This window comes from Candidatus Thiodiazotropha endolucinida (assembly GCF_001715975.1).
GTDB lineage: Bacteria > Pseudomonadota > Gammaproteobacteria > Chromatiales > Chromatiaceae > Thiodiazotropha > Thiodiazotropha endolucinida.
The window spans coordinates 14,324-28,251 of the sequence record NZ_MARB01000002.1; the positions used below are offsets into that span (position 1 = coordinate 14,324).

At 54.7% G+C, this 13,928-nt stretch carries 13 protein-coding genes; 10 read left to right on the forward strand and 3 right to left on the reverse strand.

The annotated features are described in order from the left end of the window. Window positions 1-15: 15 nt before the first annotated feature. A complete protein-coding gene (locus CODIS_RS01395) occupies window positions 16-984 on the reverse strand; it encodes an outer membrane lipoprotein-sorting protein (RefSeq protein ID WP_162420081.1) in 969 nt (322 codons plus the stop codon). A gap of 219 nt (window positions 985-1,203) precedes the next feature. On the opposite strand from CODIS_RS01395, the gene hslV reads away from it, so the two are divergent. From hslV to CODIS_RS01430, 7 genes are all read left to right on the forward strand, one after another. Then, entirely contained in the window at window positions 1,204-1,749 is a 546-nt protein-coding gene (gene hslV / locus CODIS_RS01400; RefSeq protein ID WP_069120947.1) for an ATP-dependent protease subunit HslV, read from the forward strand. Window positions 1,750-1,798: 49 nt separating this feature from the next. Beyond that, window positions 1,799-3,136, forward strand: coding sequence for an ATP-dependent protease ATPase subunit HslU (gene hslU / locus CODIS_RS01405; protein WP_069120948.1), 1,338 nt, complete (start codon window positions 1,799-1,801; stop codon window positions 3,134-3,136). 107 nt (window positions 3,137-3,243) lie between these two features. Continuing rightward, window positions 3,244-3,612, forward strand: a complete 369-nt coding sequence (locus tag CODIS_RS01410; protein WP_069120949.1) for a gamma-butyrobetaine hydroxylase family protein — start codon at window positions 3,244-3,246, stop codon at window positions 3,610-3,612. Window positions 3,613-3,676: 64 nt separating this feature from the next. Continuing rightward, on the forward strand, window positions 3,677-4,426 hold the full coding sequence (gene ubiE / locus CODIS_RS01415) for a bifunctional demethylmenaquinone methyltransferase/2-methoxy-6-polyprenyl-1,4-benzoquinol methylase UbiE (protein WP_069120950.1): 750 nt from the start codon (window positions 3,677-3,679) through the stop codon (window positions 4,424-4,426). Window positions 4,427-4,504: 78 nt separating this feature from the next. After that, window positions 4,505-5,134 carry a ubiquinone biosynthesis accessory factor UbiJ gene (locus CODIS_RS01420; RefSeq protein ID WP_069120951.1) on the forward strand — a complete coding sequence of 210 codons (630 nt, stop codon included), beginning with the start codon at window positions 4,505-4,507 and terminating at the stop codon, window positions 5,132-5,134. Next, complete coding sequence (gene ubiB, locus CODIS_RS01425; protein WP_069120952.1) at window positions 5,131-6,789, forward strand: ubiquinone biosynthesis regulatory protein kinase UbiB; 1,659 nt, start codon at window positions 5,131-5,133, stop codon at window positions 6,787-6,789. Before CODIS_RS01420 ends, ubiB begins: the two co-directional genes overlap by 4 nt. Before the next feature lie 115 nt (window positions 6,790-6,904). Continuing rightward, complete coding sequence (locus CODIS_RS01430) at window positions 6,905-7,435, forward strand: zinc ribbon-containing protein (RefSeq protein WP_069120953.1); 531 nt, start codon at window positions 6,905-6,907, stop codon at window positions 7,433-7,435. A gap of 55 nt (window positions 7,436-7,490) precedes the next feature. Here the strand turns inward: CODIS_RS01430 and CODIS_RS21665 are convergent, their stop codons facing one another. Further along, the gene (locus CODIS_RS21665) at window positions 7,491-7,799 is read right to left on the reverse strand and encodes a DUF4124 domain-containing protein (RefSeq protein ID WP_083220492.1); all 309 of its coding nucleotides are present in this window, start codon (window positions 7,797-7,799) and stop codon (window positions 7,491-7,493) included. Window positions 7,800-7,927: 128 nt separating this feature from the next. Next, window positions 7,928-9,337, reverse strand: a complete 1,410-nt coding sequence (locus CODIS_RS01435; protein WP_069120954.1) for an adenylate kinase family protein — start codon at window positions 9,335-9,337, stop codon at window positions 7,928-7,930. Between the two features lie 337 nt (window positions 9,338-9,674). Here CODIS_RS01435 and CODIS_RS01440 point away from each other — a divergent pair, with 337 nt between their 5' ends. From CODIS_RS01440 to CODIS_RS01450, 3 genes are all read left to right on the forward strand, one after another. Then, window positions 9,675-10,019 carry a hypothetical protein gene (locus CODIS_RS01440; RefSeq protein WP_069120955.1) on the forward strand — a complete coding sequence of 115 codons (345 nt, stop codon included), beginning with the start codon at window positions 9,675-9,677 and terminating at the stop codon, window positions 10,017-10,019. A gap of 62 nt (window positions 10,020-10,081) precedes the next feature. Next, window positions 10,082-11,338: a 6-phosphofructokinase gene (locus CODIS_RS01445; protein ID WP_069120956.1), complete on the forward strand. Its 1,257-nt coding sequence runs from the start codon at window positions 10,082-10,084 to the stop codon at window positions 11,336-11,338. A 162-nt stretch (window positions 11,339-11,500) separates the two neighbouring features. After that, window positions 11,501-13,540, forward strand: coding sequence for a sodium-translocating pyrophosphatase (locus tag CODIS_RS01450; protein ID WP_069120957.1), 2,040 nt, complete (start codon window positions 11,501-11,503; stop codon window positions 13,538-13,540). Window positions 13,541-13,928 lie beyond the last annotated feature (388 nt).

A 13,928-nucleotide genomic window follows, 5' to 3' on the forward strand; every position in this document is an offset into this window, starting at 1 on the left:
ATCATGCAAAAGCCGCTACGGCTTCCTGGTTCTGTTGTAATTCTGCAATGTCTTTTCGGACCAGAAACTATCCGGCAGATCCACATTGAGTGAGATGGTACTGCGGGGCACATAGACAAGACTGTCCTTACCGTCCCCATGGGTGATCGCATAAATATAGCGCGGATAGGCGATCCGGGGATCCGGTTGATCCAGGGACTGCCAATCGATATATACCGTCTTAACCTTTTCATCGCCTTTATAATAGACAGTTCGATAGAGGGCGAATGTCTCTTTATCGATATCACTGACATGGTAGTCATACCACCAATTGTGAAATTTGGTGGTGCTTTTCAGATGGTATACCGGTTTGCCTTTGTGCCCGCACTGGGGCGCGGGCAGGTCGCGTGTATAGCGGGTCTGCTCCCAGCGTTGCAGCTGCATGACGGCCAGACACTCCTGCATAACGCCTTCGCCAAGAAGTTCGTGGGTTTCATCCTCTGGCCGACGCAGCACCAACTCACCATAGGTCAGATTGGTGCCGAACCAGACATCTTCATGGGATGGCTCGTTGATACGCCTGATCTTACGCAGTGCGGGCAACCACATCGATATCAGATTGCCCTTTTGCGGATCGGTGTAGCGTGTGAACAGCACCCCGGTGCCCTTGGTCTTGCCCGAGGTCAGGATCGCCATCTGCTGACTCGCTATGGCAGGGTCTTGCGGAACATTATTGACATAGGTGTCGAAGGTCTGAACTCCAGGCACCCTGTTGCGGCTACGCATCGCCTGCGGCGCTCGATTGACAACCAATGCAACCTCCCGGCCACTGCGCTTGCTGAGCGCATTCTTTACCAGTCCGCCGTGCGCCGCGACATAGACCTGCCCGGCTATCTCATGGGCGTTCAAAGACGATGGCACCGGTCGGCCTGAATCGTCTGCCGGTGCAGTCGAGGCAAAGCAGACCATGCAAAAAAACGCAATTCTGATGGGCCTGATAAACATACGCGTGACTCTGCCATGGATACCGACGTCAAACAAGGAAGTGAAATCCCTAATATTTTTGAAATTCAATGACAGTGAGAGATCACTCCGGAGGGATTGAAGGATACTGAAATGTAGCCTCCCAAACCTTGTGCGAATCATGCTCGAACGGTTGTCGATTTTTCACCGGCCCCCACCTCAGGTACAATCGCCCCCTCATTAAATACTCTCGGGATCGGCGTGGAAAACTTCAGAGGCACTACCATTCTATCAGTCAGGCGTAACGGTAAAGTGGTTATCGGTGGCGACGGCCAGGTCTCGCTTGGCAATACCGTCATGAAAGGCAATGCGCGTAAAGTGAGGCAGCTTTATAAAGGAAAGGTCATTGCGGGCTTCGCCGGCGCCACGGCAGATGCATTTACCCTGTTTGAGCGTTTTGAGGGCAAACTGGAGAAGCACCAGGGGCACCTCACCCGCGCAGCCGTTGAAATGGCCAAAGACTGGCGCACCGACCGGGCGCTGCGCCGACTGGAGGCCTTGCTGTGCGTCGCCGACGAGGAGACTTCGCTGATCATCTCCGGCACCGGTGACGTGATCGAACCGGAGCATAACCTGATGGCGATAGGTTCCGGCGGCAGCTTCGCCCAGGCCGCAGCCCGCGCACTGTTGGAAAACACGGAACTCGGGGCCCGCGGGATCGTCGAAAAGGGACTCGGTATCGCCGCCGATATCTGTATCTATACCAACCATAACCTCGTACTGGAAGAGTTGGACAGCAAAACCTAGATCGCTCACCAGGTATTCTGAGTCGGACCATAATTTGCGGAAATCATTGATGTCGGAAATAACCCCCCAACAGATCGTCGCTGAACTGGACAAGCACATTATCGGCCAGACTGACGCCAAGCGCGCCGTGGCTATCGCCCTGCGCAACCGTTGGCGTCGCGCCCAGGTTTCCGAGAGCCTGCGCAATGAGATCACGCCAAAAAACATTCTGATGATCGGCCCCACCGGCGTCGGCAAGACAGAGATCGCTCGACGCCTGGCCAAACTGGCCAACGCGCCTTTTCTCAAGGTGGAAGCGACCAAATTCACCGAAGTCGGTTATGTCGGCAGAGAGGTCGATTCTATCATCCGCGAATTGACCGACTCTGCCGTCAAAATGGTGCGGGAAGGTGAGATGGCCAAGGTTTCCGGTGAAGCCAGTCAGGCCGCCGAGGAGCGGATTCTAGACGCCTTGCTGCCCTCACCCTCCAGCTCGGGTTGGGGCGACAGCGAGACCAGTTCGGGGATCTCCGATGCGACCCGGGAGAAATTCCGCGACAAACTGCGAAGTGGCGGGCTTGACGACAAGGAGATCGATATCGAGGTCAACGCCACCCCGGTAGGGGTCGAGATCATGGCGCCTCCCGGTATGGAGGAGATGACCAGCCAGTTGCAGGGCATGTTCCAAAATCTGGGGAGTGGCTGCACGCGACGCCGCAAACTGCGCATCAAGGATGCATTCAAGGTCCTGAGTGACGAAGAGGCGGCCAAGCGCATCAATGAAGAGGATCTCAAGTTGCGGGCGCTGGAGATGGTGGAGCAACATGGGATCGTCTTTATCGATGAGCTGGATAAGGTAACCAGCCGTGCCGAGACCCGGGGAGCGGACGTCTCCCGCGAGGGGGTGCAACGCGATCTGCTGCCCCTGGTGGAGGGATGTACCATCTCCACCAAACACGGCATGGTCAAGACCGATCATATTCTGTTCATTGCATCCGGCGCCTTCCATCTCGCCAAGCCATCCGACCTGATCCCCGAGCTCCAGGGCCGATTACCTATCCGGGTGGAGTTGTCCGCACTCACGACCGATGATTTCACCCGCATCCTTACCGAGCCGGACGCCTCGCTCACCGAGCAGTACCAGGCCCTGCTGGAGACGGAAAATGTGCGCCTGAGCTTTAGCAAAGCGGGTATACGCCGCATTGCGGAGACCGCCTGGCAAGTGAATGAAAGGACAGAGAATATCGGCGCACGCCGCCTGCATACAGTGATGGAACGCCTGCTGGAGAGTATCTCTTTCATGGCCTCGGAGCATGCCGAAGAGACCATTGTCATCGATGAGAACTATGTCGATGATCAACTCTCACAGCTGGCGGCGGACGAAGATCTGAGTCAGTACATTCTATAGGGCTTACAGACCAGATCACCCTGTACCAACCGGGTATAGTCGGTTCGATCCGGGGATAGAATGCAGACTGGCAGTTAGGGCCTGTTAACACAGAGTGAGAGTAAACCATGTCACATCCCAATCCGACTGAGATCCATCTGCACAAGCAGTCCCGTGTTCTGGAAATCAGCTTCGACGATGGCAGTAAATTCAGTTATCCCGCGGAGTATCTCAGAGTATTTTCCCCCTCTGCCGAGGTGCAGGGCCATGGACCCGGGCAAGAGGTCTTGCAGGTCGGCAAAGAAGAGGTGAATATTGCCCATATCGATCCTGTGGGAAACTATGCCATCTGTCTACACTTCGATGATGAGCACAACACCGGCATATACTCCTGGGATACGCTCTATCAGCTCGGCCTGAACTACGAGCGGAACTGGCAGGATTATCTGCAACGGCTGAAAACCGCCGGGTATGAGCGCAAAGCGCCCTCGGCTTAAACGACAGACGCTGGCGGTGGTATAGATCTGCCCGGATACGGCCCGCTTAGACAGGTATAGATTGATGAAGGATGAGAAGACCACACATTTCGGCTATCAGGACGTTCCTGTCGGTGAGAAGGCTGGCAGGGTTCGCCAGGTTTTCGATTCGGTTGCCAATAAATATGACCTGATGAACGACTTGATGTCTCTCGGAATACATCGTCTGTGGAAACGTCAAACCATCGAGCTTTCAGGCGTCCGCAAGGGGCACAGGGTATTGGACCTGGCTGCCGGCACTGGAGATCTTTCAGCCAGGTTCAGCGGCCTGGTGGGTGATGACGGACTGGTGGTCTTCTCCGACATCAATGCCGCGATGCTGCAGGTCGGCAGAGAGCGCATGGAAGACCAGGGACGGGTCGGTAATTTGCATTATGTACAGGCCGATGCTCAGTATCTGCCCTTTCCCGACAACCATTTCGATTGCGTCACGATCGGCTTCGGTCTGCGCAATGTCACCGATAAACAGCTGGCGCTGAATACAATCTTCCATAGCGTAAAACCGGGTGGACGCCTGTTGGTGCTGGAGTTCTCCAAACCCACCCATCGCGCCCTGGAGAAGGTCTACGATCTCTACTCGTTCACCCTGTTGCCGAAAATCGGCAAACTGATCACCGATGACGAGGAGAGCTATCGCTATCTGGCCGAGTCCATCCGCATGCACCCGGACCAGGAGACACTCAAGGGTATGATGGAGCATGCCGGCTTCGAACGCTGTGACTATTTCAATCTGACCGGAGGTGTTGTGGCTATTCATCGGGGCTATAAACTCTAGGTATTATCGATCGATGTTGCCCGCCAGCCCTCAGATAATCCCCCTCGCAGTGACACCGGATCGCAGGAAGAATCTGCCATGACCATTACCGCGGCTCTCTCTGCAACCCTCGAAGCGCTTTTGAATCAGGCCATTCACCTCGATCCGGAGACTCCCGCCCGGCTCACACCCATGCATGGCAAGGTGATCCGGTTGGACCTGCTGGGCATGGGAGCCCCCCTCTATCTCATCCCCGACCCGAACGGTATCCAGGTCCTGAATGATTACGAAGGTCAGGCCGACTGCAGTTTACGCGGTTCTCCCTTCGACCTGATGCGTATGCGCGGTACCAGAAAGAGCGCGGACCAACTCTTCAAGGGCACGGTCGAGATTGAGGGTGATACCGCACTTGCACAGCAATTCGGCGCCCTCCTGGCTGATCTTGATATCGACTGGGAGGAGCAGCTTTCGCGCGTTACCGGCGATATAGCCGCCCACGAAATAGGCAAGCTGGTGAAATCTGCGATCAGCTGGGGACGCTCAGTAAACAGAACCACAGAACAGAATCTTCAGGAGTATCTCCAGGAAGAGCTGCGCCTGCTTCCTTCCCGACATGAAATATCCACCTTCCTCGATGAGATCGACCGGTTGCGCGATGACGCGGACCGGCTCGAGGCCCGGGTACAGCGACTGAGGCAGCATCTGGATGATAAGGACAAGGCCTCGTGATTCACCCCTCCCAGGCCATCCGGCTGATCCACATTAACCTTGTATTGCTGCGCCATGGCCTGGATGAGGTCATCCTCGCCACACATCTGTTCCGGCCGATTCGATTTCTTATCTACCTATCTCCCTGGTTCTGGTTTCGCAAGGATCGCTCACCCTATCCGGTCCGTATCCGTCGGACGCTGGAGGATCTCGGACCCATTTTCGTTAAATTCGGCCAGATTCTCTCCACACGGCGAGACCTATTGCCCGATGACCTGGCGAATGAGTTGGCCAAGCTGCAGGACCGGGTACCACCATTCCCGGGAGAGAAGGCCAGAGCCATAATCGAGAAGGCCTATGGCCGGCCCATCGACGAGCTACTGGAGGCCTTCGATGAGCAACCGCTCGCCTCAGCGTCCATTGCACAGGTGCATACAGCTCAGTTGAAGGATGGAAAAAAAGTGGTCGTCAAAGTTTTACGACCACTGATTGAAAAAACCATCCGACGGGATGTGGATCTGCTCTACACCATCGCCCGGTTGGCTGAAAAATATTGGAAGGAGGGTCGTCGTCTGAGACCGGTGGAGGTCGTTCAGGAGTATGAGAAGACCATATTCGACGAATTGGACCTGATGCGCGAGGCAGCCAATGCCTCCCAATTGAGGCGCAATTTTATCAACAGCGACGCCCTCTATGTCCCGGAGGTCTACTGGGATCTGACCCGACAGAATGTATTGGTCATGGAGCGTATCAGCGGTACCCCCGTGGGTGACATCGATGCATTGCGGCAACAGGGCATCAGCATGAAATTGCTTGGGGAGCGAGGTGTCGAGATCTTCTTCACCCAGGTCTTCAAGTACAACTTCTTTCATGCCGACATGCACCCCGGTAATATCTTTGTCGAACCCAACGGCCGTTATATCGCTGTCGACTTCGGCATCATGGGAACCCTGACCGAGGAGGATAAGCGCTACCTGGCGGAAAATCTGTTGGCTTTCTTCAACCGTGACTACAAACGCGTGGCTCAACTCCATATCCAATCGGGCTGGGTACCCGAAGTAACCCGGGTCGAGGAGTTCGAATCGGCTATACGCACGGTCAGTGAACCGATCTTCGAAAAACCACTGAGTGAGATTTCATTTGGCCATTTTTTGCTTAGGCTGTTTCAAACCGCCCGACGATTTGATATGGAAGTTCAGCCGCAACTGGTATTGTTGCAGAAGACCCTGCTCAACATAGAGGGCCTGGGGAGGCAACTCTATCCTCAGCTCGACCTCTGGACCACCGCGAAGCCGTTTCTTGAACGCTGGATGAGCGAGCAGATCGGACGCCGGGCCTTCGTCGGCAAGCTTAAACAGAACCTGCCTGAAATTGCCGAACACCTGCCCGATTTACCTAAAAAGCTGAATAAGATCATCGACGATGCGGCATCCGGCCGAATTGAGCTCAAATGGAAATCAGATGAACTCGACATGCTGCGCAAACAGCTGCGCCAAAACCACCGGAATACCATCACCACCATTGCAGGAGGGGCCATGCTGCTAAGCGGCTCTCTGCTGCTGGTATTTGGCAGTGGCGGATTGCTGCCAATAACCCTGGCCACCGTTTTGGGAACGGGGTTGGGTGCAGGTGGAGGTTTTCTGCTGATAAAAGGCTGGTTCGATACGGCAGACTGAATACCACCGCAATCAGGCAACAGCCACGAATTCCAACCCTTGGCGATAGCGGAAATTTGATCCATCATTATCTGTAGAGCAACAAGAATTGGCACCCAGATCCAAGGAGTCAGCCATGTCACCTTCGACACCCCAAGATCCCTTTGATCGTTTGGCCTCAGCCTACGATAAAATGCTGAATGAGGTACACAAAGCGGCGGAGTCCGCCAGGGAGAATACCCTTCCAGGTATCAAGGAGTACTTGGCGGATGCCAGAGAGAAATTGATCGAACTGGGTGAGCTCAGCCGGGAGGAAGCGGAGAAGGTGTCTGGTTACATCGAGCGTGACATGAAGGATGCGGCCAACTACCTGCTGGAGACCGGTGAGCAGCTCTCCGCCTGGTGGCGCTTCGATGTGCAGCAGGTGGAAAACCGCTTGTTTGAAATGTTCACCGGGGTTGCCGATCAAACCAAGCTGGAGCTGGCGAAACTCGCCGAACGGGCCAGCCAATCGTCACTCTATCACACTGGCGAGGTTACGGGGCCCGGAACCCTTGTCTGCACAAGCTGCAACAAGGAGATGCACTTCAAAAAAACCGGACACATCCCACCCTGTTCCGGCTGCAAGGGCACCGAATTTAAACGCTCCTCAATGTCAAAGGGGTAGCGCAGCGAACAACGAGCAGAAAACGCTGATTCGGATATTCTCTTCTTGTGGCCGGCTAGCGCAGCGAACAAGTAGAACGCGTAGTCCGTTTGGTTCGCCTCTTCTTAACAACCCTACTCGCCTTTTTTCTGCTTCGTTTGGTTGTGTTGGCACGCTTGATCGTCGGCACCTTGCGCATATTCACCGAACTGAAACTGTCGCTATTGATAGTGGCCCGCCGGCTTCCAGGAGGAGGAGGGGATTGTGTGTAGTTCAACTTGCCCTGCTCATCGTACCATTTATACATGGCGGCCTGAGCAGGCAATACCGAGAGAAGCAGAAGAGGGCCGAAGATTAATCCTAAGCAGTAGTTAAGCCTATCCATGAAGTGTGATTCCCATGTCACAGGTCCATGTCTATTACCTTACGTTTTTTGGGTATTTATGACAAACGAATATTATTCCCAAGCAACAGAAAGCATGACTTAGCTGTTTACAGTCACTACCCAAGTCTCTACTTCTTCCTGGATTTGGAACGCTTGGATTTAGTTTTTTTCACCGCTGTTTTCTTGCCGGATGAAACCTTTGCCGTCACTTTTTTCAATCCGGTGTTCTTAGGGGTCCTCTTTTTGGCCACGCCCTTGGTGGAAACCCTCTTCTTTGCTTTTGCTTTCACTTTCGCGCGCTTTTTTACCGCCTTGCCACGCTGCCGTAGAGCTGTTCGATCGGACTTGGCCGATACCTTGCTGCGTTTCTTGGTACTTCCGGTTGTGCCTTTTGCCTTTTTCCCGGTTGACGGCCTTGTAGCAACCTTTTTTGTCGCGACCTTCTTCTTTGGAGCCACTTCAGATTTCGGCATCTTCTTCTTGCTTGGCTTCTTCTTGCTTGGTTGCTTTTTTACCGGCTTTTTCTGCGCAGTCCGATGAGTGCTTGATTTCTTTTTAACCGCGCGTGACTTTGCCGCTGTCCGTGTGCTCGACTTCTTTTTGGAAGCCTTTTTCTTAGCCACTTGCCTGGCAGCCGGCTTTTTTTTGCTTGTCTGCTTCCTGGCTGCCCGTTTCGTATCAGTCTTCTTTCGGCTCGCCTTTTTCTTCGCCACCTTGATCGGAGCAGGAACCTTTTCCTTCTTCTCCCGGCTTGCAACAGTCACAGGAGCCACTGTCTCTGCGGCAGATCGGGTGGTTGCTTCTTCAAGTACCAGGCTCTTATCGCTCTCCTCTGTACGCTCCTCGAGTACCGGCGGAGCTTCAATCGAGGCATCCTGACCGGATTGCCGGCTTCCTTCATCGATCGTCTTGCAGATAAGCTGGAAAACCTGATGGATCTCGCCATTGCCGTCAATCTTGACCAATTTACCCTGCTTCCCATAGTGGGTGATCAGGGGCGATATCAGATGGTCGAAGACGTGAATTCGACTGCTGACCGTCTCTTCGTTGTCATCCGACCTTTGGTGCAGGCGTCCACCACAGACATCACACACACCATCAACAACCGGAGGGTTCCTATAGATGTTGTAGAGCAGCCCGCAACTGCGGCAGGTGCGTCGCCCCACCAGGCGCTCCATGAGGGTGTCTGTCTCAATATCGATCAGCAGAATCAGGTCTAAGGGTTGATCGATCTCGATCATCAGTTCATCGAGAGTCAGCGCCTGCAGGAGATTTCTGGGAAAGCCGTCCAGTACGAAACCATCCTGGAGTTCAGTTTTCAGCAACCGCTCACGCAGCAGTGCCAGGACTATATCCTCAGTTACCACCCTGCCGGCTTCCTGCAGTCCTTTAATTTCGAGACCCAGTGGCGTCCGCTTCAGCACAGCATCCTTCACCAGCTCGCCCGTCATCACTGGGGATAGGCCGTATTTATCAGCCAGCAGGTCTGTCTGTGTCCTCTTACCCGACCCCGGTGCCCCCAGTATTACAATTCGCATCCCCTGATATCTCCAACGCTACAAACAAAAAGTTGTTTTTCCTTTTATTACAGCTATTTAAGCTGGATCTCGTAGACACCCACGATATTTTTTCGCTTAATCCGGCCACCGTTGCTACAGGTACTCTTCATGCATAATTCCACTGTCAGATCCCTTTGTCGGGTGTATCAATTAAGAAAATCCATGGCTCCATCCAAGTTTTGCATTAGCCGCCAGCTGTGAGCTTGGGTAAGCTAATCCAAGATTTCCCGCAAAGTCAACGGACTTTGTGTACTAAACAGATCAATTAGATTATTCTTCTCTGCCTCATGCAGTGACCTAATGCAGAGTGGCCTTCATGCCTGAAATTCCAGATATAACAGAATCTGAACACTGGATCATCGAAACCACGTTGACTGAACGTTACGGAGGTAAAGTTGAAACCCAGATTGCAGATGCCGAGATACGCCTGATGCCCTCCGATCGAGAGCTATCGAGCTGTCCGGTCATCTATTGGAATCAAGAGGGCTGCAATTTCATTGTTTTCAAAACCGGCAGCCGCAAATACCGCTGCCAGTTTTTCTACCGGGGTTATCAACAGTATGGCACCGGTGTCGACGAATACGACGACCTCACGGAATGCATCGTCTCCCTGCTGCAGGCTCAGGCCGATCATGCGGCAAGAGAGAGAGGTGACCTATAGAGGCCATTGATACGTACCCGGATTTTTAAATAGATATCAATAAACTAAGGGGATCATAATAAATGACTGCTAAAAATGCCTTCTATGCCCAATCGGGCGGGGTCACCGCGGTGATCAATGCCTCCGCTTGCGGGGTTATCGAAACCGCCCGCCAACACCCCGATAAGATTGCCAATGTCTACGCCGGACGCAATGGCATCATAGGCGCGCTTACCGAAGACCTGATCGATACCAGCGCCGAATCGGCTGAGGATATCGCTGCTCTCAAACACACGCCTTCCGGCGGTTTCGGGTCGTGCCGTTTCAAGCTGAAGAGCCTGGAAGACAATAAAAGGGAATACGAGCGCCTGATTGAGATTTTCAAGGCCCACAATATCGGCTACTTCTTCTACAACGGCGGTGGTGATTCGGCCGACACCTGCTACAAAGTCTCCCAGCTGTCTGAAAAGATGGGTTTCCCGGTACAGGCGATTCATGTACCCAAGACGGTGGACAACGACCTGCCGATTACCGACAACTGTCCGGGTTTCGGTTCGGTAGCCAAGTATATCGCCGTCTCCACACTGGAGGCATCTTTCGATGTACGCTCAATGGCTGCCACATCGACCAAGATATTCGTGATCGAAGTCATGGGCCGCCATGCCGGCTGGATCGCCGCTGCCGGCGGTTTGGTTGAGGACAACGGCATACCGGTTGTCATTCTCTTCCCAGAGGTGGAATTCGATCAGGAGAAGTTTCTCGCCAAGGTCGACACCAAGGTCAAGGAACACGGTTACTGTTCCATCGTGGTCTCGGAGGGTTGTCACTGGCCGGATGGTAAATTTCTCGCCGAACAGGGTACTCGCGACGCCTTCGGCCACGCCCAGCTGGGTGGCGCCGCTCCCGTGGTCGCCAACATGATCAAATACGCCCTGGGTTACAAATTCCACTGGGCCGTGGCCGACTACCTGCAGCGGGCCGCCCGTCACCTTGCATCGGCCTCTGATGTCGAGCAGGCCTATGCCTTGGGCAAGGCGGCAGTGGAGAAGGCATTGGAGGGTAAAAACTCCATCATGCCCACAGTGGTGCGGGAGTCTTCCAGCCCATACAAATGGAGTATCGGCGAAGCCCCCCTGAGCGAGGTGGCGAATGTCGAAAAGATGATGCCGATGGAGTTCATCACCGATGACGGATTCGGCATCACGGCCGCCTGCAAGGAGTACCTCTATCCTTTGATCAAGGGCGAGGCCTATCCTCCCTACACTGAAAACGGCATGCCAGACTATGTCACCATGAAGGGTGTGGCGGTACCCAGGAAACTGGACAGCTTTGAACTTTAATCTAAATCAATAGGGGCTTAAAAGCCCCTTTTTTTGTGCGCCCAACCCTGCCAGAATGGTCTGCTGATCGAAACCGGCCTGACCGGACTGCGTCAGGGCTCAGGTGGTGTAAATGAATTGTTACCAGAACCCATTTCGTCTATCTCATTGGAGGATGTATAAGTGAACACAGAACTAATCTTCGCCCTAGCCTGTGCGGTTGCCGCGCTTGCCTATGGCTTCCTATCCGTAAAATGGATACTTGCGCAGCCCGAAGGCAACGAGAAGATGCGAGAGATAGCCGGCGCCGTACAGGAAGGCGCCAAGGCCTACCTCAACCGCCAATACACCACTATCGGTATCGTCGGCGTAATCCTGTTCGTCATACTCTGGTACTTCCTCGGAACCGCGACTGCGGTCGGTTTCGCCATCGGCGCCGTCTTCTCAGGCCTTGCCGGCTACATCGGCATGCATATTTCCGTTCGCTCCAATCTGCGCACGGCTCAAGCTGCCGACAACGGCATCAACGCGGCGCTGCAGATCGCATTTCGCGGCGGCGCCATTACCGGCCTGCTGGTTGTCGGACTTGGACTGTTGGGTGTGGCCGGTTACTACGCCATTCTCATCGCCATGGGGGTCGAGGATCCCCTGCATCCCCTGGTTGGCCTGGCCTTTGGCGGTTCGCTGATCTCCATCTTCGCCCGACTTGGTGGCGGTATCTTTACCAAAGGCGCCGATGTGGGTGCCGATATCGTAGGCAAGGTTGAAGCGGGCATCCCCGAGGATGACCCCCGCAACCCCGCGGTTATCGCCGATAACGTGGGTGATAACGTGGGCGACTGCGCCGGCATGGCAGCCGATCTGTTCGAAACCTACGCCGTTACCGTGGTTGCAACCATGCTGCTCGGCGGTCTGCTGATGGCCGATGCCGGCACAGCACCGATACTCTATCCGCTTGTATTGGGCGGTGTCTCCATCATCGCGTCCATCGTCGGTACCTTCTTTGTCAAGGCAAAGGACACAGACACCAACGTCATGCCCGCTCTTTATAAGGGTTTGATCGTATCCGGTCTCCTCGCCGCCATCGCCTTCTACTTCGCCACTGACATGATCATGGACGGAGTCGGCGGTTTCAACACCATGCAGCTGTTCGGTTCTGCCATGATCGGCCTGGTTCTGACCGCCGCGATGGTAGTGATTACCGAATACTACACCTCTACCGAGTTCTCGCCGGTGCGTCAGATTGCCCAAGCCTCCACCACAGGTGACGGCACCAATGTCATCGCCGGCCTGGGCATCTCCATGAAGTCCACAGCTGCGCCTGTGATTGCGGTGTGTGCCGCAATCTGGGGTTCATACGACCTGGCCGGACTCTACGGCATCGCCATTGCGGCGACCGCCATGCTCTCCATGACCGGTATCATCGTTGCACTGGATGCCTATGGCCCGATCACAGACAACGCCGGCGGTATCGCCGAAATGGCTGAACTGGATGAGAAGATCCGCAATATCACCGACCCCTTGGATGCCGTGGGCAATACCACCAAGGCCGTCACCAAGGGCTATGCCATCGGTTCCGCCGGTCTGGCCGCCCTGGTGCTGTTTGCCGACTTCACCAGCACCCTGGAGCACGCAGGCAAGACCATCAGCTTTGAACTCTCCGATCCAGCGGTATTGATCGGTCTCTTCATTGGCGGACTTGTCCCCTACCTGTTCGGTTCCATGGCCATGGAAGCGGTTGGCAAAGCCGCCGGCGGCATTGTCAACGAAGTGCGTCGCCAGTTCCGGGAAAAACCCGGCATCATGGATCACAGCGAGAAACCGGATTACGGACGTGCTGTGGACTTGCTGACCAAAGCGGCCATCAAGGAGATGATCATCCCATCGCTGTTACCGGTATTGATGCCGATCGTAGTGGCCCTGGGCATCGGGTGGCTGATGGGCGGTGACGCCGGCGCCAAGGCGCTGGGCGGCCTGTTGATCGGCACCATCGTCACCGGCCTGTTCGTGGCCATCTCCATGACCGCCGGTGGCGGTGCCTGGGATAACGCCAAGAAGTACATCGAAGACGGCAACCACGGTGGTAAGGGTTCGGATGCCCATAAGGCGGCGGTCACCGGCGACACGGTAGGCGACCCCTACAAGGATACCGCCGGTCCCGCGGTCAATCCGCTGATCAAGATCATCAACATTGTTGCCCTGCTGATCGTGCCTATTCTCTAGCAGAGCCAGCGCTGTCAACACGCACGGGGGAGCTTCGGCTCCCCTTTTTCGTAACGGCCCCTACCTGGTCGTACGGATACCTGACACAAAATTCACAAACCGTAAATGGACGCCATACCTGGACAAAAAACCGTTGATCAGCATCTCCTGAATTGTGGTAATTGGTGTTCAAGGCTGCCGTACAAATTACTTTCTCACTCATCGGGCCCGGAAGCGCCTGTGCGGCCTGATTAGATGCGGAAACCCGGATAATTCCACAATCCTACTGTGGACATCAGTTTGAACATTTCGCAATCTCACACAGGCTTTGGGCTAGACACCCGACGAGGTTATCCGTAATCTTCACACCTCACACGAATTCCGGCCCGCCTGCCGGATATAGTCAGCT